Origin of the sequence: Enterococcus sp. DIV1726a, from assembly GCF_051710985.1 — a bacterium.
GTDB lineage: Bacteria > Bacillota > Bacilli > Lactobacillales > Enterococcaceae > Enterococcus_B > Enterococcus_B hirae.
In genome coordinates, this window is sequence record NZ_JBIOLS010000001.1 from 1,669,538 (window position 1) to 1,691,415 (window position 21,878).

Sequence of the window (21,878 nt, forward strand, 5' to 3'; positions counted from 1 at the left end):
AAAGAACACCACTTTTAGCACTCTCATTTAACGAGTGCTAAATGCGGCATTCTCTGATAAATACATTGATAGATCAACACGAAAGATAAATAGGTTTCTTAATACCTTCCATTATTTAATCGATCTATAGAGAAATTTAAAGGTTTTATTGACCTCTCAAAACTATTTTTCAAGCAAGAAACGTTCAAATACTTCATTTCCTAGAAAAGTTCCTTTTGGCGTTAAATAAATTCGATCGGATTCATTGACCAATAATCCTTCTTTTTCTAAATCTGTCAAAACCTTTGAATAAAGCGATTCGATTGTTTGCTGATAACGTTCGTAAAAATGTTGTTTGGAAATTCCTATCTTTTTCCTTAACCCAAGAAACATTTCTTCCTCGATTTGATTTTCTCTTAAAAGTACTTCAGTTTCCAAAACAGGGAGTTCTCCTGCTCTTAATGGACGTAAATAATGTTGAATCGGTCCCTTATTACGGTATCGTTTATTCCCAAGATATCCACTTGCACCTGCGCCAAAGCCGAAATAATGATCATTGTTCCAGTACATCAAATTGTGTTTTGATTCATGCCCCTCCAACCCAAAATTACTGATCTCATATTGATGACGTCCCTTTTTTTCCATTGCTTGTATGGTTTCTTCAAACATCCGCGTTTCGGTTTCTTGATCAGGCAGTTCTAAACGCCCTTGCCGCACCCAATTCATAAACATCGTTTTATTTTCTAAAATCAATGAATACAATGAATAATGGGGCAAATCAAGTGCAAGTGCTTGATTCAATGTCTCTCGGTAGCCCTCTAACGTTTGTCCAGGTAACGCATAAATCAGATCAATACTCACATTCGTAAAGTTTTCTTCTTCTAAAAAACGCATTGTTTGGTAAACATCCTCTGCGGTATGTTTCCGCCCAATTTTTTTCAGCAACCGATTATCAAAAGTTTGCACCCCCATTGATAAACGATTCACTCCATAATTTTTCATGACCTGAAGCTTTTCTTTCGTTAGGTCTCCAGGATTCGCTTCAACCGTAAATTCTTTTCCTTCTTTAAAAGGCAATATTTCCCTAGCGCCTGCTAACAAACGATCCAATTGCACTGCAGTCAAAGACGTAGGTGTCCCACCACCAACATACAGTGTTTCTAATTCTTTTACAGGATGTTGTTCAAGTGTGATTTCCATTTCTTTTAGAAGCATCTCGACATATTCATCTACGGGTTGACCTTCTAAAAATACTTTATTAAAGTCACAGTAATAACAGATATGCTCACAAAACGGGATATGGATATACGCAGAAACCTTTTGTTCTGCGAGATTGGTTGTTTCATTCATTAAACTAAATTCTCCTTACGTCGAAAAGTCGTACCTGTTTTCGACCTTCTTTAAACGGTGTTCAAGCGATTGCTTCTGCGGAATTAAGTTCAAAAAATTCAAAAATATGGAAAGCTATTTTCGATTTTTCGCTCTTAATTCTTGAAGCAAACCATCGCTTTCACAACCTCTCATATACGCATACTAACCGTATTTTCCAAACAAATCCACTAAAAAATCCAAGAATCGACTTCTTGGACTAGTTTTTCTTTGGTTGTATTGGTTACTTGGTTATAAATCTCTAAAGTTGTTTTCATGTTGGAATGACCCACTCGCTCCATGATCGCTTTAATTGGAACGCCTGCTTCTGCCAAGAGAGAAATATGTGTGTAGCGAAAAGTATGCGTAGTTACATGTTTATTAGAATAAATGAAATGGAAATAACATGAGAAAAGAAGTAGCTATAATTAAATACGCAATTTTTTTCATTTTTCACCTCTGTTACGCAAAAAAAGAAGGCTGCTTTCCTCATCAATCTTCTTTCTTTTTTATAAAACACTTAATTATAAATTTTTAGTTCATCATATGATCATTAATTGTGTCGACAACACTTCTTTTTAATTGATCAAAATCTTCTGAATCATGCGTAGCTATCTTGACAACAAAATCAATGGCTTCGTTTTGTTTAAAGGATACTTTGACCTGATTTAACCGTAAAAAGACATCCATCGCCATAAAAGCGGTACGTTTATTTGCATTTTGAAAGGGGTGTTTCTTTATAAGATTGATTCCTAAGATGGCTGCTTTTTCTTCAATCGTTTCGTACAACTCTTGACCAAATATTTCCTGACGCGGCTGGTTTACAGCCATAGCTAATGCACTTGCATCTCTTACACCGGTCATTTCACCTGGTGTTTGCCAGCTGATTAAGTGGACATTCATTTTAATGATATCTTTTTCTGTCAGGTAGTTGATCAATGGTTTGCCAACTCCTTGTACATCTGTTCATAGTCATGAAATGAATCATTAATCAATTGGTCTATTTTTAAGTCGTGTGAAGATTTTGGCTCTTTTTTACTGATGGCTTCAATTAACTTTTCTTCATCTACATAAACAAAATCATTTTCTTTTACACCAATTTTTTCCAATACTTCTTTTGACAAAGTCAAAACGATTGAATTTCCACTTTTTCTAATTTTTCTTTCCTTGATTTCCATCTTAAATGCCTCCTTAAGTTATACCGTATATACAGTATAGCTTAAACCAGGGCATATATCAATTGAAGGAATTTTTTGTGTTCTCTTTCTCATTTTCTTGTTCTGCGATTGAACTAAATAAAAGTTTTTCTGATTCTTCCAAACTTCTAAAATCTGGTTCTAATTGTTCCATTCGATTCATAGGTAGCACATACTTCGTTAGTAATTCTTGATCTTGTTCTTGATCAAAATAAGCTTTTCCTGCTTGGGTTAATGCAAGTTCTTCCAAGTTATCCACGGTCACATTTAGATTATCCATCTCTTCAGGATTCTGTGGTTCATCAAACTCCTCTTTCGCCTCTTTCTCATCTAGTGATAGCTCTTGTTCGAGAGTTAGCTCATCTGATTCTGCCAATGAACGATTTTCTGGATTTTCTATAGGAATTTCCGTTTACATATCTATAAAGATAATTTGATAAAACCTTCTTCTTAGATTTCTTCTTTATTTTTGTACTTAGCTAATTGATCCACCTGTTTGGATAGTTGATCAAAATTAGTTGTCACAACATTTGCTCGAATTACTTCAATAGTTGAAGCCAATCACTAGCAAACAAACGCCAGTAAAAACCACTTTATTCGCTTTTTGTTGTGACAATTTTTTCAATTTCGGACGTTTCTCTTTTTTCTCCTTTTTCTTGATCTTTTTTAAATTCATAGTTCCTCCTGGTTTCTTATTTTAGGCAAAAAAAATAGACCTAGTTATGCTTGGATTTCCAAGGAAATAACTAGGTCTATATGCTATAATAGTTGAGACAGTAAAGTTTATGCGGTGGCTAATCCCAATAGAAATGGGGTGATGCCTATGTTGATTTGTGGCTTGATCCCTAGAAAGGAATAAGCTTGTCTGTTTTTGAAGCGCTAATGTTTGCGATAGCTTTTGCAACGTTAGTTCTGACAATCAGCAATCACAAAAACGACAAAAAATAACCGCAATTTAAACTTAGGCAGTTTGAACGGTTATTTTTTGTAACTATTATTAAACTGAGCCACCGTCTTAAACGGTGCTGTCAAAAGGGAACTGTTAGCGCAGTTCCTTTTTTCATGTTCATTATAGCATATCCTTTCTCTTTTGTTCAATTGTTTCATCATTCTACATTTAACCTTCCACAAAGAGCAGACATTTTTTGACAAGATCTTCTCGATTTGAGTAAATTCTCAAAATCAACAATTGTTTTTCTACCTCAATCTTATAAAGAATTATATTGTAATCTATCTGTCACTCTAATTTGAAAAACTATCAACTATAATCCAACCTCTTCCACCATCTCTTTATTGCACACTACCACTTTGCTCCGCTTTCATTAATTCTTGAGAAACTTGTTTCGCTATTTTATAATTTTCGTATTCTTCCTACTCTTTAATATCAATTACCGCAAATTTCCCATTCCCATTGTTTATTAAAAAAAGTAGTAACAGCAAAGAATAAGATATCTACAAATACATATAGCGACGTTTGGACATTTCCTGTTTTAAGTAATTTTTTTAATTCTCTACTTTATTTATAATGAACGCCCAGATGAAGTGATTTATTACTATTCAAAATAATTTAAGTAAGAAAATGCTTGGATCAATTACGAAAGTATATGGTGAGATCATCATCACCACCAATCAAAATATAATGCTTGAACGCCAAAACTTTACAAAAATGCATGAGATAATCCATTACTATAGGGATATACCCTATCTTGGAGAATCTCATGCATTTTTTGATATGAATTTAGAAGACACCTGTTTACCAGAAGACTATGAAAAAGAACTTAGAGCCAATATAGGCGTCAGTATTCTTATGGCGAACGATCAAGCGCTTTCCTATGCACTAAGAAAATTTAGAAACTTTGACGAAGTAGCCAACTACTTTTTTATGAGTAAATCAGCGCTTAGAAAAAGAATCCTCCAGTATTTGGAATTTACTGGAGGATATACTTCAGAAGAAGCGTATAGGTTATTTAAAAAAATATTATTATACAAATGGACGAGAGTTACTGATAACTAAAAAAAACTAATTTAATTTTTAAGTAAGGAATATCTTATTTATCTACTCTAAATATCTATAGTTTTTTTAATTTCAATCATAATCAAACAAAATTTATAATATAACTATTCAGACTTGCTTATTTCTTAATTCAAGTAAGTGCGTATAAACTTTTAAAATTACATTTTGAATTTTTTCATCATATTTATTGTTCTTTAAGTAATACAAATTCAACAGCAAATAATCCAATTTACGAAAACGATCTGAAAAATCTAATTTCTCGTAGAATCTTTTTTAATAATTCTTGTTGTTGTGCCTGTTTGGATTTTGTCATATAGATCCCCCTCCCAAATCATTCTATTACTCTTCATTTTTTAATTCTATTTTAGGCATCCATTCAAGGCTTACAGGCAATTCTAGGTTTTACACCAACTTCTGAACATTCAGCAACAAAACAGGAAAGTAACCAAATTAGTTGAATTGCTATTTTATCTGGTCCATTTTTTATTTGTTTCTCTAATTCTTTCTTTGAGATAAAATCCACAACCAACCAAACACTTTTTGTAACAAGTGGGTTTGTATTATTTTTTTTTAAAACCTCAATAGCCGTATCTACATTTCTATGAGGCAATTTAGTATGCAATCTACTTATTTTTGTGTTTGCGTAATTACCGCCCCAAACTTTCTTTTTATTACTTAAATTCATTTTATTTACATCTATAATACCACCTAAATTTTTTAGTGCTTGGCTAACTACAATATGAAAAGAAGAAGCTGAAAATTTCTTTTTATAATCACTTTTCGCATGATATAAATTGATATCTATATCTTCGCTAAAAGATATATAATCGGCGATTTCATTACCAAGATCATCACATATTAAATATTCTGCCTCTGAAAAAGTATTTTCAATAAAATTAAATAAAGTTTTTTGTGGGAAATTAACATCATCCTTCTTTGTCTTCCCCTTTTCACTGACTATATTTTCTAAATTAGGATACGGCTCAAAGATTGACAGAAAAGAAGACATGTTTTTTTCCATTTGATGATCATAAAAAAGTTCATTATCAGAATAAGCGTATTTTAAATCTTCAAAATTTATAATAAAGTGACTATATAAATTCAATATATCACAAAAATTAATGCTTTCCTCATTTATATCTATTAATATACGTTGCAATTTCTTTGAATGAATTTTCATACTTTTTTTATTTTTTTTTACTACTAAATCATTTACTACATTATTTTTTATTTTATATAGATTTTCTTCGCCATCTGAAGGTATTAATGAAAATGAACTATTCTTGTCTTCTTTAAAAATATTAACAAATTTTTCTAACTTTATATTAATTACATTACCAGAATTAGAAATATAAGTAGCCTTATTTGCTTTACTTACTATTTCCAAAATATCTACAAAACTAAATAGGATTGTCGTTGGTTTTAAAAGTAAAAGAAGTTCTTTATTAGTTGGTTGAGCAAAATTTTCTAAGTAGTTTTCCGTCGGATTATAGTTTTTCAGTTTATCTACTATTTGAACTGCCCATAAACAAAAATCTGAAAACATTATTTTTGGCTGCTTTTCGTTTATCTTCGATGTTCCCATTGATAAGGAATAATTTTTTCCTTCAGTCTTTATTGCCATCGATTTGACTAATTGTTTTCCAGCATTTACTGGAGAAAAAGAATTAACTAAATTGTTTGCTTCGACTGCTCGTCTCCTTATTGAGCTAACATAAGAAGAAATATTTGTGTTCTGCGTCAAAAGCTTTTTATATTCTGTAGTTTCATTTAATAAAAATCTAGAAATTTTATCATATTCTAGAGGATCTGCATAATTTTCTAATACTTTTTTTAATCCATTTGCATATTTAGAATTTACTATAAGGTAATTATCATATTCGATTAGCAACAAATAACCATATTTTTTTTCTTCATATCTACTAGTTAAAAGGAAGTTTGGTTTCTTTATTAATTCAAATATAAATAGTGAGTAATTTAATATCGTATTATTTATTTCTACTGTTTTTCTCTTAGTTGAACATTTGAAATTTCCTTTTTTTCCTTGAGATACTTCTCCAGCAATTTGTGTTACTGCTCTCTTACTCAAAGCTTTTTCTAACGAATAAAAATATGCATTACTGTTTAAATTCAAATATGATTCCATTATTGTACCTTCTTTCGTGAACATTTGCTTAATAAGTTTATCAAATTAAGGCAATAAAATTTTCCTATTACATTCGTAACTAAAATAGTATTATAGAATATTCCAGAGAAATGTTTTTTACTCTAGCTCAATAGTTTCATTTGCCGTCTGGTAGATATCAATTCTATTTTCTACATTAACTCTATCTACTAACCAACCTCTCAAACTACATCTTTGAATAAATTCGTCTATCCGATTCACTCCATTTATTTCTTTTAACGTTACTACTACACCGAATCTAATCCCTTCTCCATCTCGAGGATTGAGTCGCTCTTTTGTTTTTATACTCATTCCCCACATATTATTCTCATAAACTTTTTTACCTTTAGGGTTACGTTTTATACCTTCACTAACGTGTTTAATGTTATCCCATTTTCTAAACATTTTTCTTGCGCTTTCTTCAGTTAAATAATGAGTTTCATTTTCAACACTTTGGTTATTCTTATTTATACTTTCTAAAGCCCCATTGTCTTTTATTCTACCAAAATAAATGTCTAACTCTGTGTTAGTATAATCTACCCCTTGATTTCGAGAACATTTTGGGAAATAGCACATTGTAGCTTTAGCAATATATGGATGCTTGTCTTTATAGATTGGTACTGGAAATTGATAATTGAACGTATCATATTTTTGAGATACATCGGAGACTAAGAATTTGATTTCATCATCAGGCGCTTTTATAATATCTTCAATTCTTACTGGAACGATACCATGTCCTACAGTGGCTAACTCTTCAAAAGATTTATCATCACTCCAACCAATTGCAGAATCTATTAATAGCGCTTTAGCTACTTCTTTAGTAAGTCCAATAATTTCAATTAAATAGGCTAATTTTCTTGCAATCCAAGGGGCCGCATAGGAAGTTCCTGATACACAGGCATTGCCTAATGGTTCACAAGCAATCAGAGGATTATCCCTATCTCCACCATAATAACTAACATCTGGCTTCGTAAAAAAAGATAAAACAATTCCTTTTCGAGAATAAAGAGCCGGTTCTTTTGATATGCTTACTGAATTTACAACTACAGAATTAATCGAATCAGCGGGTGCGCCAATTCGTTTATCATTTTCATCCCTTTTTTTATTAGTGCCCGCAATTACAAAAATCACATCATAGTCAAATTGAATTTGATCGAGAACTGCAGCTTCTGCAGATATAAAATTTTCGTTAACTTCATCATTTGATCCCAAAGATAAATTCCATACATGAATATCTCTATTAGTCATAATAATTTCTTTGATAGATCTAATAATTGAAAAAGAATTAAAAGCTTTATTGGTTGCTACTCCAAAGTGTCTAACTTTAAATCTTCCACACCCATCATCCAAATTAGGATTTAAATTAGGACCATCAACTATTATTGAGGAAACAGCTGTACCATGTTTATAATCTTCTTCATTAAGTGGTATATTTTCATCAACCATATTATGAAATTCAACCCAACTACTAAAATAGGTACTTTCATCAAATAATGTATCAATAACTCCAACTACTGGTTCTTCAATTGGTAGAGGTATTTTATTTTTCGATGTATCAACTATATTACTAAAATCATTTGGAGCAAGTTCCGATATATTTTCTGTTGCCATAGATACTAAATATGGAGCTTTTTGTAAAAGTATTTTTAGATAATCTTCATCAAGTAAGATTGTAGTATCATTAATTATTCTTTCATCATATATGGGAATATTCAATTTACTTAATAATTCTTTGGTATCGTTTCCTGTCTCATATAAAGTCACAATCGAACTTTTATTTACATCAAATTCTCCTTTAGGCACGTCGAATTTTTCAGTGTATGCTGCATCAACAATGATTTTTTGAAATTTAGTTTTAGAAATGCCATATTCTTTAAATTTAATATGATCTACACTTCGTGGCGCATTGAATATTTTATCGTTTAAACTTCCTTTAAACTCTTTCTCTAAAATATTAATACATATCTTCCCATAATTGATCGTTTCAGAAATAGTTTTTAACGATACAAAATGCGTGATTATGTGCTTGTTCTTTTTACTTGAAAATTTTGCACCTACAATACTTATATTTGGAGTTTTGCTTCCCTTGGATAAAAAACCTTGAATTCTATTACTCTTTGCAGCTATCTTTTTATAACGAACGCTTATCAAACAACCATTGATAAGCGTTTGTGTTTTCCAAAACTGTTCAACTCCAACTAAATCATTAACTAAAATTTCAATATTATTACTAGTTACAGTTGTATTTTTAGGCAATTTAGGTGAACCTGGACGTTGTTTACTCGGCTTCTGCTCAAATCTTCCTTTTAAATTTAAAATATCATTCATTTTACTCTCCTTTTAACTCTCGAGATACTTGGCTTTTAGAAATATCTGTTAATATTTCTATTTCCCGTACTGTAAACCCCAATGACTGCAATCTTTTAAGCTCTTTGGTACCTATAACGTTTGGGAATTTCTGAGTTGAATTTAATAATCTTCGTAAATAATCAAATTCATTGTTAGGATCGCTAAAGGCCAGAGAAATTTTAATTAGATTTTTTAGTTCTCCAGGATTTGGAATTTCTTTCATATTTGAAATAATTTTTCTGAATATCTTTATATCTCTTCCAGAATTTTTAAACTTTTTAAGTAAGTCATTTAATATAATTTCTGCGATTTCTAATAAATCTTCTTTTTCATATCGATTAAAATCTATTACTGTATCAAATCTTCTAACTAGGGCTTTATCAAAATTTTCATAAAGATTCGTTGTTGCTATAAGAACGACTTCTTCATTTAATTTATCTAACTCTTTTAGTATGGTAGATGTTACCCGTCCCATCTCTCGTAAATCATTAGTATTTACCCTATCCAATGCAATAGCATCTATCTCATCAAAAAGTATAACTATCTTTGAAGGAAAAGGGATTCTATTGATTTCATTAAAAACCGTAACAACATTTTTAGCTGTCTGTCCCATTTTACTGTCTATTAGCTCACTAAATTCAATCATGTATAACTTACGGTCTAGTAAACGTGCGACTTGCTTGACTGTCTCAGTTTTACCCGTTCCTGGTGAACCTTCAAATAAGAATTTATTTATTCCTATATTATGATTTACTGCATTTATTATCCCCTTGATATCGTCTGCAATCTGTTCAGGTAGTGGTAAAGGTTCAGCATTTAATTTAATTTCTTTAAAAAAAAGACTTTCAAATAATTCATTTTGAGGAACAAATGTATTTGTACTTGACAACAAACTCATAATATACTCTGACAATTGATGATCACCTATTGTGTCAAAATATCGCGCAATTCCAATAGCTTCTTCTCTAAATTGTAAGTCATTTTTTTCAGCATGATATTTAATTAAATTTAATATATTTTTTTTCTTCATAGCTATTCATTTCCTCCTCAATCCTATTCTATCACATTCGGGACAAAAATGTTTATTTAGGGACAAAAAATAAAATTTATTCTTCATTAACCATTAGAACATACGTTCTCTTAATAGTCAACTGAAGTTATTATTAATTTTCCCGATTATTGTGTGAACTATTAACTGCAAAATTACTCTTCATAAATTAATAATTCTTATTTTATATATAGTAAAAAAGTTACAACTAATATTTTAGTTGCAACTTTAAAAAGTAATATTTATTATTTAAAGCAGTCACAGTAATAACAGATATGCTCACAAAACGGGATATGGATATACGCAGAAACCTTTTGTCCTGCGGGATTGGTTGTTTCATTCATTAAACTAAATTCTCCTTACGTCGAAAAGTCGTACCTGTTTTCGACCTTCTTTAAACGGTGTTCAAGCGATTGCTTCTACGGAATTAAGTTCAAAAAATTCAAAAATATGGAAAGCTATTTTCGATTTTTCGCTCTTAATTCTTGAAGCATACCATCGCTTTCACAACCTCTCATATACGCATACTAACCGTATTTTCCAAACAAATCCACTAAAAAATCCAAGAATCGACTTCTTGGACTAGTTTTTCTTTGGTTGTATTGGTTACTTGGTTATAAATTTCTAAAGTTGTTTTCATGTTGGAATGACCCACTCGTTCCATGATCGCTTTAATCGGAACGCCTGCTTCTGCCAATAAAGAGATATGAGTGTAATGGTAAAGACAGTAATGTTTATACAGTGACTAATCAAAAAAGACCAGGCACATGGTAATTCAACAAGTATCTCCTCAATTGCTGAACTTATTAGCTATTTCATTCTGTCTTTTATGTTGTATGTACGTTTTAAATCTAATTCTTTTAATCATTCTTTTCTTTAGGTTTATCCATTTGAAAAACTTCTCTGCATCACTTGATACAACCTCTGGGGGTTTACACACTTTTTTATAGACTACCTTTCAAAAGTTGACTCTCGTTTAGTTCTTGAAAATTCTTTGTTATTTTTTATAGCAGTATTTGCTAGTTTTTCTGAAAGAGTAGGTTTCATTGACTGGCCTCTTTTATTTCTTCTGTTATTAGATTGTTCAAAGTTATTAATGAGTTTATTGTATTCATCAGTATACTTTGTTGCTAACGAGGGGCTTAATTTTCCTTTTTTTACAAGCAACTCTATACAATTTTTCTCATTAATTATTGCATATTGAATATTCGTTTTTTCACACTTTAATGTTGGAAGGATGATATTCTCAAAAATATTAAGATTTTTTTCTGTCTGCTGAATATCACTAGGAGACATTTTCTTATTCGAGCGTAACTGTAAATGGAACTCATTAATTTGTTCACGTAAATATTTTATATTTTTAGTTGCCATGTTGAAATTGTTTGAAAGATCTTCAAATCTTATTGCTATAGATTCTTCTTGTGGAGAAAGAGTAGGTAGCGCTGTTGTAGGTTTATTCGTTATTTCAGGCATACTTATCGTTGTTTTATAAGCGCTACCCAAATGGGTTCCTTTTGATTTTGTAGACTCTTGTGAAAAAATAGTAGGACTTTCTGTTTCAAGAGAATGCACTGCAGGGGTTCTCAGGTAGTTTATCTCATTTTTTAGGAAACTTGTTAGCTTTCTACAATTCGCTAAAAAACTATTGGCCTCCCTTTTTTTGTTTTTTAGATTGTCTAAGTCCATTATGTAACGAAACTCATATTCTTCTACTTCTGTTCTATTCTCTATTCCATCATTTTTTAAATATTTTTCAAGCGATTCCAACTTCTGTTCTGTCTTATTCACAAAAGTTTTTAAATCATTCCTCACAAGACGTAATTCTTTGCATAATTCTTCAGACTGCTCACGGTATGATTTTAATAGATTAATTTCTGCAGGTTTTTCAGTAATATATCCGTTTAAGAGTTTGATAAATTCTGACTCTTTTTCCACTAGTTGATAAATTGCTTCGTCATGAGCTTTTTGATCCTCGAGATGCTTTGAAAATTCTACATCAATTTCTTTTGATTGTTTAGATTTTTGAGCTGAATAGGGGTGTCTTGGATCATCTCTTTGCATTTCGTCTAGTAGTCTTGAGGTTTGGTCAGCGTTCATCCCATTGTTGTATTTCGAGTGTTGAACTTCGTGTGGATGAATGTCATCAGGTAAAAAATTAATTCTATCCAAGTTTTCTACATACGGATTTCGTTCTAATTCCCTTCCTTGATTTTGGTGTCCTAAACTACGTGCTTCATTTGCTATGCTCGCCACACCAAGAGCAGCAGTAATCAGTTTACCTATTTTCATATAGTATCCATCTCCTTTTCATTTAATGCTTTTTACTTATCCTATGGAAAGTAAAAAGCTAGACAAAAAACACAACAACTATAAAATCTATGCCAAACAAAGAAAATGCTTTCTAGTCGTCGCAAATGTAGAGTACCACAACGACAATTTAATGCCATAAAAAGTTTCATTTGGATGTGAGACATTATCTTTAACACATTTTAATAGTCACAGTCATATCTACGTTTAAGATATGACCTTGTTCAAACCATTTTTATCCACATTAACTAATTTTTATTATTTACTGCTTATCCCATTAACTATGTACTTCATCATTTCTTTTGTTTTTTGGCCAACAATTGTTTAACCAATCAGCGATAATTTGTTGTCTTTTTTTCATGATTTTATGTAACAATTTCTTTATTGCTTATGATTATAAAGATGTTTTTTTTAAATGGCTTACGATTATTTCATATCCCCAAGCAATGAGAACAAGTATTACAATTCTCACATAAATAGGAAAACAATAAATAATAAATATGTTAATCAATTCAAAAATCACTAGTAATATCAAATAATGAACAAATAGCCATATTTTAGATAAATAATTCATATAAAACACCATCCAATCAAGATTTCTTTACTTTATTGGCTGCGTACACTTATGATTACTCAACAATCAATATTCGAACCCCATTTTCATCCTGGTTGTTTATTTACAAGAATAATCATTCCTTTACTTGTATGAATCGTAGTTCCGATAGAACCATTAATAGCTTGAGCTATCCTAAACCTACATAATCTACAATCGCTGCAAGCCCAACAGTTTTTGCAGTAGTCGCAATATAAGAGTTCAAATAAATATCTTTTGTTTCGTTATTGAAATTAAATACTTTATTTACCCTAGCCCTAAGTAGCTCTTTTCTTCTTTGTAATGCTATTTCGCTAGCAGTAAAAATTGTATATGGATCAATTCCTTATTGTTTCAAAATAGTGATTAAATCGTCAATATTTAAATTAAATAATTGCCTGAATCCTTCAGTAAGCTTTTATTCAGTAATAGTTCTGTCTATTGATTGATTCAACGAAATTTCTGTATTTTCATTAGCAAATACATTTTATCCTATCGAGATTGATGGAGTAATAGAGACAACCAAATCAGATGTAAGTAATACTAATTTTCATTTAAAAATATGTATCCTCCCAATTATTTTATTTGTCTTATATGACGATACAACTGTAAACTAATAACGATGTTATTAGTTTACCTCATCATAAAAAGCGTTTTTAAAGTCATAACTGTTTGAATTTTTTAAATAAAAGAACTAATTTTAGTCAGCCAGTTACAGTAATGAACAGATATGCTCACAAAACGGGATATGGATATACGCAGAAACCTTTTGTTCTGCGGGATTGGTTGTTTCATTGATTTTTGTTCCCCTTAATCTTATTTTATTTTGTTTCTTTCTTATGTTATAAAGCAACTTTAATTTTTCTTATTTGACTAAATAACTTTAACTTCCATCGATTCTAATATACTTACGTTTTCACGGATAAAAAGTTTTTGTCCTTTTTCTTGATCTTTTTTCAGTTCACAATCCCTCTTGGTTTCTTATTTTTAAGCAAAAAAATAGACCTAATTATACTTGAAATTTCAAGAAAATAACTAGGTCTATATGCTATATATAGTTGAGACAGCACAGTTTATGTGGTGGCTAATCCCAATAGAAATTGGGTGATGCCTATGTTGATTTGTGACTTGCTTCCTAGAAAGGATAAGCTTGTCTGTTTTTGAAGCGCTAATGTTTGCAATAGCTTTTGCAACGTTAGTTCTGACAATCAGCAATCACAAAAACGACAAAAAATAACCGCAATTTACACTTAGGCAGTTTAACGGTTATTTTTTGCAACTATAATTAAACTGAGCCACCGTCTTAAACGGTGCTATCAAAAGGGAACTGTTCGCGCAGTTCCTTTTTTCATCTTCATTATAGCATACGTTTATTCTTCTATTCAATTTTCAAAACAAAAGAACAGTTGTTTTTTATTTTTAAGGTAATAATAACAAATCCTATATGCTATAATCAGTTATGACAGTAAAGTTTAATGACGGTGGCTATCTAATCTGAAAGTGAGGTGGTGCTTATGCACATAATCTCAAACTTTAGAGAAAGGAGACGCCTTTTGTCTGTGGAAGCAGCGTTAGGGCTAATGATCAGTTTTGGATCTTTGATCGCAACACTGATTTTTGGCATTCTAACCTTAGCCCACAAAAGCGACAAAAAGAAGTAACCGTCACTTTAGCGAGAGATTGGTTACTCCTTTTTGAGATAACTATATAACTTGCCACCGTCTTTAGCGGTGCTGTCAAAAGGGAACTGTTGACGCAGTTCCTTTTTTCATGTTTATTATAGCATACCCTTTCTCTTTTGTTCAATTGTTTCATTATTCATCATTTAATCTTTCATAAACTCATCATTTTTCACACTACAAAAACGCTTCTTACCCCGACACTTTATTTCAGTAAATTATTTCTTATTTTTCTTTACAACAACTATCTGCCCGATAATCAAAATCAACGTTACCCCAAAGCCGCTTCTTAGAAAGTCTCGATTCAGTAAATATTCGATAAAAATACCTATTAAACTGGCTACTAACGCCACAATGATAATACTAGCGTATGGATGGTTTTTCGTATACTTTTTCCAGTTTTTATACAAGAAAACTCACTCCTCTATATTATTCCGGCTATAGCTATTCCTGCATCATTATAGCTAGTTCTCGTAGGAAACCAGCCTAACCTTTTTTAATTCTATCTCATTTTCTTGAAAATGCTGTATTAAGCGCTGATTCTAAAGTTGCTCAACGTAAATCAGAGATAATCTTATAGTATTTTTTCATGATGTTCTACCATAGTTTTTTATAGTTAATGTTTTAAAAAACGTCTTATGATTATTTCATATCCCCACCCAATGAGCATAAGTATGCCTATTCGTAAATAAATAGGAAACTGACAAATAAGATATGTGTTAACTAATTCAAAAATGATTAATAAGATTAAAATAGAAATAAATGACCAACTTTTAGTGATATACTTCATCTAATATCCCTCTCTTTATGAATTTATTCCGCGCACTCTAGCCTTAGTCGTATTCCACTCTATATCAATGCGAAGATGAGTTTGAGCTTTAAATTGAATATAACCTATTTCTAAAATGATGGTTTTACTATTTTAGAAAGGATTAGGTGCTGTTTATTTTTCTATTGATTACATGAGACTCATGAGTACCGTTATTCATTGTTCCGATCTATTTTGATTGTCTTCATATATTCTAATTCTTTTTTTACATGAACAAGCATATAATAATCTTCAACATAAAGGCTTTTTACTAATATAAATAAATTATTCGATTTAAAAATCCCAAAAATGAATGTCAGTGGAAAAAGACTGATTAGAAAAGTACTAAAATTTATACTGCCTTTCTCAAAAAAATTTTGGATGAGATAGATTGTAATGGGAAAACACAAAGCTACGATAAAGTTTTGGTAGATACTTAACATACTGGTTCCGTGGTTTTCTTTCTTTTTGATCAAGTATTCCACATCAAAAATCAATTGATTGATACTTCGCTCGTCAAGCATTCTTTCAGCTTTTCGTTTATATAAATAATTATGGTATTTTTTAGGACGACCATGCTTTGTTCGATATCTTTTATAGTAACAGAATAACAGAAACGCAGTCGCCACGATGAATTGGTAAAAGATTGTTTCAATATTATTATAAGCATGAGGATTTCCAGTTAAATATAAAAAACTACTACCCAAAATAACTAGAATAAATAACGTATTAATCCATAGGCTAAGAACATATAAAAACAGATAAAAGGGTTTGATTACCCACATGTTTCTGAATGAACTTGCTTCTCGATAGATATCCGTATAAAATTTCATTGCTTCAATTTGCTTTACTTTGAGTATTTTTGTCATTTATCCATTCTAGAGTCCTTTCTTAATCACTTGTTTGAACTGTTTATTCTTTCTATTGAAAAATTGACGGGGAATTATTCCCAAGTATGGCTGCATCACATATTTTTTGTGGATTTTTTAAACTATAACGCTGTCTTAGCGTCCATAGTATTGACTAGCATTCAATCGAAGTATCACTGTATTAGTATATGTAGAGATTTTGGAAAAAGAATCGCTGACTAATGTAATCATTCCGTTGTGTTGAACTTTTCTGTATGACCACAATGTAAGGAACATGCTTTAAATAGATGGCCGGTTTTTCCATTCCGACAATTAATTATGATTCCTTCGCTACATTTGGGGCATATTTTTATACCCATTGGCAAAGAATTTAAAAGCTGAAATTTTAGCATCGTATCTGGTATGATTTGATTTAATAATTGTAATAACCCGTAGCGATCATACCACTCGATTTCTTTTGCTTTTTCATTTTGTTCAATTTCTTCATAGACCTGTTGATAAAAAAATGAAGTGGTGATAAACATTTTTTTATCCCAATTTTTATTTGAAATTCCTGAAAAATTAGTGATATCTTTACGTCCAATCAGTGTCGGTGTGGGTTTTGCGTTTAAGCGATTGGATTTTGCTTGTACCGCGATCCGCTTTTTTTCTTTCGTCAAAATTAAATCGACACCCCCATCTCCCACATACTTACGATGATCTTTGACATAACTTTTCTTCGTTATCTCAACCCCGTATCCTGCTAATCGGAAAGCTGCTGCTAAAAATTGCTCAAAATGTTCTCCTTGCCTCACTCGATCATCTTGGCTACTACCGAAATCTTTATCCATGTCACTTAAAAAGTCGATTACGATCTTCTCATCTTTCTTTTGCACAAAAGACGTTTTTCTTATTTCTAAGTATTGTTTGGAAACCACTTCTTGGGCGTTGCTTTCCAGTTGATTGGCTTCTTTGAATTTTTGTAAGAATTTAAAAACCATTATTTTCTCCTCTCGCTTATCGTTCTGACAATTACATTGTAAATCAATAACAAGAGTATTAATTTGTTATATAATAAAAATTTTTAAATAATTTTGATTAAAAGAATCAATCCGTTGATACTTCGCTTACTAGAACTATTGTGAAGATTACAGATTTTTTAGGCATTCTCGTTGATTATCATTGATTTGAACTATCGTTTACTGGGTATCATTCCTCTCCTATACTCAAAGAAACTTTATCAAATAGGCTCGATTATATTTTAAGGAAAGCTAACTTGTGTCCGAGTCACACAAAGGATTTTTCCTATTTGGAAAGATTGGATTGTTACTTGTTCTTGTGTTGATCAAAAATTTAGATCTACAACAAACATCCGAAGAACCTCGAAAATAACTTACATCATTTTCAGGTTCTTCGGATGAACTTGGTTATAGTAGTGGATGGCTGTCTTGCTTTGCAAGGTTTACTCTAAAAAATAACCATTCAGAGTTTTTAGTCAATTACTTAAAACAACTGCGTGTATTGACTCGCTAATCTATGACCCTTGATTTGCTTATTGGTAATAGGGTTGGCGTTTGTTTGAATCGAAGTGTCGTTGATATTTTGAGATTCTGTGATCGCTTTTGCTAGTGCCATTTCTGCTTCAACAACTTCTTTATGGGTTACTTGATCATTGCCCATTGCAGTGGTCTCACGATTGACTTTAGCTAGTACTGTTTTTGCTTCAATCAACGCTTGTTTGAGTTGGTCATTTTTAGCAGAAAGTTTTTCACCTTCATTGATTCGTTCGCATAGCATGGTAGTGTCTGTTAACTCCATCGTTGTTTTGATTGCCTTACCTGATTTAAATTCAAATTGCAATCCTGCTGAACCAACCTCTTTAGAAGTTAAAAAAGTCGACGAGATATTCATTACTTGACCATCAAATTGATAATCGACTCCTTCGTTTAAGCTTCCTAAAACATTCCCTTCAGAGCCAATGTAGCGGATACTGGTAAATTCATCATCGGCTACATCAACTAAAAATTGAATTTGGTTATTGCTATCTTGCCGCATCGCAGGATTTTGATCATAAACAAAAACATGAGGTGATATGCTAGCTTCAGATCCGATTTGACTGTTTGATGAATAAACTTGAATTTCCGTCATACTTGGAGTGTAATATTCTGTCGGTTTTTGACTCGTGATCAATAACCGTAGCTTTGCTGATTCGATTTCCCCAAAATCATTTAACGTTAAGTCGTGACCCATACCATCATCTCGCTTGGTAAAGGTTTCCCACTCTCCATCTCTAGTCAACTTTTGTAGTTCAAAGGATTGAATACGTAAATTGGTACCTGAATCAGAAAATTCATCAAGATAAACTTCGTCAAATTTAGTGTTTTTTTCAAAATCAATTTCAATTTTAATAGGATAACCTTCAGTCATTAGCTCTGGATCTGGGGCTGCCCATCGAGTGGTTGTATCGTGATCAACTAAGTTATCTGCACTATAATAGTAGTTATTGTGTGGATGTGTATAATTGGCAGTGATGGGTTTCTTGTAAGCTAAGTTTTCTTTTTCTCGATCCTTTTCTATCTCAATTGACTGATCATCGATCGGGTTTTCCACTTTTTCTCCTTGGATATATTCATGGATTCCGATATCTGGTGCTGTACCATAATACAATTGTGTTTCAAAAAAGTCAGTTGTTCCTAAACTACGATGGTAACGTCCGGCATCAATCAGTGGTGAAGTTTCTTTTAATTTAAAAATAGCTGCTGAGTTGCTAATATTTTGAACTCCGTTGCCTTGTTTATAATTTAAAGGATTGCCCACAAATTGCGGATTCGCCGTTATTTTTTTAGGATCATTTGGTTCTTGTGGTGAGTGTTCCCCGCCTGTTTCAAAAAACGCGTTATTAGAAAAAACTGCATGATTTAATGCCCCGTCCTTACGGTACCATTTTGTTGGTGTAGTAGTTGAAGTATTATAAAAAACATTGTTCATAAAATAAACTTTATCTTTAAAAACTTCATCGTGGAACCAATCCATTTTTTCTGCATCATAGACAAAAATGTTATTGGTAATAAACGTAGGCGAATAATTAGTTGATAACATATTTTTCATGATCACGCCATTATCATTGACACTTAAATTGTAACGTGCGATGGAATTAGAGCTGTTGCCCATATAAGCCATCCACCCAGCCGCATTATCATGAGAATAATTATACTGGTACGTTACATTAAAATTAGTATACTCTAAATCCCAAGGAGTTCCATCATACTCATCCCAAGGTCCATCATATACTTCATTGTATTGCATGACGGTATCTGCTCCAGCCCATAGATATAACCCGCAGGAAACAGCATGATACCTTTGTAAAAATCCATTTACTTCATTATATTCGACTACCATATCTTTTGTATTTGCAAGTTGAATGGCCCCTTGACCGATATCTTCACAATAGTTATTAGTTATTTTGACATCTCGACTATACAAATCTCGATTTCTGACCCAAAGTTGCTCCCAGCCTTCATGAAATTTACCTGTTTCATCGTATTCTCCTGATTCATAATCCCGATCGTAGAACCAATTAAAAGCAAATTCAATCGCATGAAGTTCGGTCTTTTTAAATGAATTATTTTCAATAACGATATCTTTAAAATAATACTGCCCTTCGTCATATTCCTTATAACTTTTTTCTCCGAATACTTGAAAAACGATCCCACCATAATGGATCTGTTGCCAATCAGTCGGACCATCGATATCGTGGATATAACAATTAGTGATCTTGATGCCGTGCATGATCCGATTGGTTTCTTCCGGAGCGAACTTATCCGCATTGATTGAGACAGAAATCCCATCTCTCACTACTGACTTAATCTTAGCAGATACATTAATGTCTTCGTTGAAATCATCATCATTGGAAAGCTCTAAATTATGGATTTCCCAGTACTGCTGATTGCGAAGAACGACCGCTCCAGTCAAACCAACTTTGTCTTTATCTTTTTTGAACGTACCTGCGACGTAGTTCACAGGATTTTCAACATTTCCATTAGTGGCGATATAAGGTCGACCTAAATCAGCATCACCATAACAATCGATGGTAATTGGCTTTCCTTCTTCACCAGAACCCTTTGGCCATAATTGTTGATCTTGCCATTCTTCTCCATTTTTTAAAAGAATGCGATCGCCTGCTTGAAAAGTCACTTTATTCGCTCTTGTGACATTTTGCCAAGGTTGTTCTTTTGAGTTCCCTGTATTTTCATCGTTACCTAAAGTGGCATCAATATAGTAATCTGTACCGCCATAAGGATTTGTGCTATTTCCTGGTAAGGGAAGATACTCTTCTTGAATGACTTTTTGTTCATTTACCAACGATTTGATTTCTTTTGCTAACCCTTCTACCGGCAAAAGCAATGGGACAAGTAAACATACCAAACAAAGCAACACTTTAAATTTTTTTGTTTTCATTTGTTACTCCCTTCTTCTAAATAACCTGGAGAATCGCTTCTTTTAATCGTCGTTCGCTTTTAGTCGTACGACTCGAAGAAATGACGGATTGGACATATGCCTCAAATTTTTCATTGATGATCGTTTGTTTGATTTTTTCATAATTTTTTTCCAATGCTTCGTCTTCATTAACAATTATTTCCTCTAATCGATAAAAATAAACATTGGCTCCGTTATCAATCAGAGCAGAACATGAACCTACTTGTAAATCAGCAATCTTATTCATTTTTTCTTGCTGATAAGCGTTTAAACTTTGCACCTCAGCCAATGAAATATATTCTTCATTCTGCTTTGCTTCTGGAGTATGTTTTAACCACTCCTCTGGTGATGGATATTCGCTATTTTGAAATAATGAATACTCTTTTGAATCTTTGGGTAAACTTACTTTTGTTAAGCGATAATTTGTACCAGCTCGCAACCACTCCTCTTTGTTGGTTTGAAAACGTGTATAAACATCCTGATCAGAACAAAACAGTGGGCCATTCTTTTGTGACAGCTTTTTGATCAGACTTGTTTTCGTTTCAGCCAAAAGATGACCATAAAACTCATTCAATCCAAATCGTGATAGACCGTAGACGATTTCGCCTTTGGAAATTTTCTCCTCTCTCTGTTTATTTTCATCTGCCATCGTATTCACGATTTCAGCATATGAAGTAAAATCTCCGATCCCCTCCTTTTTTGCAATAAAAAAAATGGCTTTATCCCAAATCGCACGCTCCCAAGAAGCCGTTTGTAATTCTTCGATTGCTTTTTTATTTTCAGCTAACGATCCAGTGATTTGCTCATTTTTATATCGATTCTTAACGTTTGCCAGATGATTTTTAATTTGCATGTGAAATTCAGTTTGCGTGATAGTCAAATCTTCAAACTTACCTACGTTTTGATTTCTATTCATTACGTTTCCTCCTAAAAATAAGAGAATACATATACCAAAAAAGAACCCACCTATTTTTTTCATCTCTTTTTACCTCACTTAAAATGTGTCATAAAAGAAATCTTCATCCACTTTTGATTGATCCCCTATCAATT

Annotated in this window: 16 protein-coding genes and 1 pseudogene; 2 read left to right on the forward strand and 15 right to left on the reverse strand. The window is 32.0% G+C overall.

Translation table 11 applies throughout. The features are described from left to right. Positions 1-162: 162 nt before the first annotated feature. The 6 genes and pseudogenes from hemW to IGJ27_RS07450 form a co-directional block, all read right to left on the reverse strand. Positions 163-1,329 (reverse strand): radical SAM family heme chaperone HemW, encoded by a 1,167-nt coding sequence (gene hemW / locus IGJ27_RS07425; RefSeq protein WP_178305884.1) that lies wholly within the window; start codon positions 1,327-1,329, stop codon positions 163-165. A gap of 209 nt (positions 1,330-1,538) precedes the next feature. Beyond that, positions 1,539-1,727 (reverse strand): annotated as a pseudogene (locus IGJ27_RS07430) (tyrosine-type recombinase/integrase); the annotation flags it as partial. A 154-nt stretch (positions 1,728-1,881) separates the two neighbouring features. Then, complete coding sequence (locus tag IGJ27_RS07435; protein ID WP_053766865.1) at positions 1,882-2,283, reverse strand: type II toxin-antitoxin system death-on-curing family toxin; 402 nt, start codon at positions 2,281-2,283, stop codon at positions 1,882-1,884. Further along, positions 2,283-2,525 carry a hypothetical protein gene (locus tag IGJ27_RS07440; RefSeq protein WP_010718931.1) on the reverse strand — a complete coding sequence of 81 codons (243 nt, stop codon included), beginning with the start codon at positions 2,523-2,525 and terminating at the stop codon, positions 2,283-2,285. Before IGJ27_RS07440 ends, IGJ27_RS07435 begins: the two co-directional genes overlap by 1 nt. A 58-nt stretch (positions 2,526-2,583) precedes the next feature. Further along, positions 2,584-2,919 carry a hypothetical protein gene (locus IGJ27_RS07445; protein ID WP_053766767.1) on the reverse strand — a complete coding sequence of 112 codons (336 nt, stop codon included), beginning with the start codon at positions 2,917-2,919 and terminating at the stop codon, positions 2,584-2,586. A 168-nt stretch (positions 2,920-3,087) separates the two neighbouring features. Next, a complete protein-coding gene (locus tag IGJ27_RS07450; RefSeq protein WP_256733949.1) occupies positions 3,088-3,219 on the reverse strand; it encodes a hypothetical protein in 132 nt (43 codons plus the stop codon). Between the two features lie 903 nt (positions 3,220-4,122). Here IGJ27_RS07450 and IGJ27_RS07455 point away from each other — a divergent pair. Next, entirely contained in the window at positions 4,123-4,557 is a 435-nt protein-coding gene (locus IGJ27_RS07455; protein ID WP_256733948.1) for an ImmA/IrrE family metallo-endopeptidase, read from the forward strand. Between the two features lie 376 nt (positions 4,558-4,933). Here the strand turns inward: IGJ27_RS07455 and IGJ27_RS07460 are convergent, their stop codons facing one another. From IGJ27_RS07460 to IGJ27_RS07475, 4 genes are all read right to left on the reverse strand, one after another. Beyond that, positions 4,934-6,703 carry a hypothetical protein gene (locus IGJ27_RS07460; protein WP_178305883.1) on the reverse strand — a complete coding sequence of 590 codons (1,770 nt, stop codon included), beginning with the start codon at positions 6,701-6,703 and terminating at the stop codon, positions 4,934-4,936. 117 nt (positions 6,704-6,820) lie between these two features. After that, positions 6,821-9,049 (reverse strand): S8 family peptidase, encoded by a 2,229-nt coding sequence (locus tag IGJ27_RS07465; RefSeq protein ID WP_178305882.1) that lies wholly within the window; start codon positions 9,047-9,049, stop codon positions 6,821-6,823. Between the two features lies 1 nt (position 9,050). Next, the gene (locus IGJ27_RS07470; protein ID WP_178305881.1) at positions 9,051-10,100 is read right to left on the reverse strand and encodes an ATP-binding protein; all 1,050 of its coding nucleotides are present in this window, start codon (positions 10,098-10,100) and stop codon (positions 9,051-9,053) included. A 969-nt stretch (positions 10,101-11,069) separates the two neighbouring features. Further along, the gene (locus IGJ27_RS07475) at positions 11,070-12,407 is read right to left on the reverse strand and encodes a hypothetical protein (protein WP_256733947.1); all 1,338 of its coding nucleotides are present in this window, start codon (positions 12,405-12,407) and stop codon (positions 11,070-11,072) included. A 2,124-nt stretch (positions 12,408-14,531) separates the two neighbouring features. Between IGJ27_RS07475 and IGJ27_RS07480 the strand changes: the two genes are divergently transcribed. Beyond that, entirely contained in the window at positions 14,532-14,678 is a 147-nt protein-coding gene (locus IGJ27_RS07480) for a putative holin-like toxin (RefSeq protein WP_231105500.1), read from the forward strand. A 236-nt stretch (positions 14,679-14,914) separates the two neighbouring features. Here IGJ27_RS07480 and IGJ27_RS07485 read toward each other — a convergent pair whose 3' ends face one another. The 5 genes from IGJ27_RS07485 to IGJ27_RS07505 all read right to left on the reverse strand — a co-directional run bounded on the left by IGJ27_RS07485 (position 14,915) and on the right by IGJ27_RS07505 (position 21,744). Beyond that, the gene (locus IGJ27_RS07485) at positions 14,915-15,106 is read right to left on the reverse strand and encodes a hypothetical protein (protein ID WP_010718919.1); all 192 of its coding nucleotides are present in this window, start codon (positions 15,104-15,106) and stop codon (positions 14,915-14,917) included. A gap of 571 nt (positions 15,107-15,677) precedes the next feature. Next, positions 15,678-16,373 carry a hypothetical protein gene (locus tag IGJ27_RS07490; RefSeq protein WP_256733946.1) on the reverse strand — a complete coding sequence of 232 codons (696 nt, stop codon included), beginning with the start codon at positions 16,371-16,373 and terminating at the stop codon, positions 15,678-15,680. 227 nt (positions 16,374-16,600) lie between these two features. Beyond that, the gene (locus IGJ27_RS07495) at positions 16,601-17,353 is read right to left on the reverse strand and encodes a restriction endonuclease (protein WP_053766763.1); all 753 of its coding nucleotides are present in this window, start codon (positions 17,351-17,353) and stop codon (positions 16,601-16,603) included. Positions 17,354-17,855: 502 nt separating this feature from the next. Further along, positions 17,856-20,810: a discoidin domain-containing protein gene (locus IGJ27_RS07500; RefSeq protein ID WP_178305880.1), complete on the reverse strand. Its 2,955-nt coding sequence runs from the start codon at positions 20,808-20,810 to the stop codon at positions 17,856-17,858. A gap of 16 nt (positions 20,811-20,826) precedes the next feature. Next, positions 20,827-21,744: a hypothetical protein gene (locus tag IGJ27_RS07505; protein ID WP_161651420.1), complete on the reverse strand. Its 918-nt coding sequence runs from the start codon at positions 21,742-21,744 to the stop codon at positions 20,827-20,829. Between the last annotated feature and the right edge of the window lie 134 nt (positions 21,745-21,878).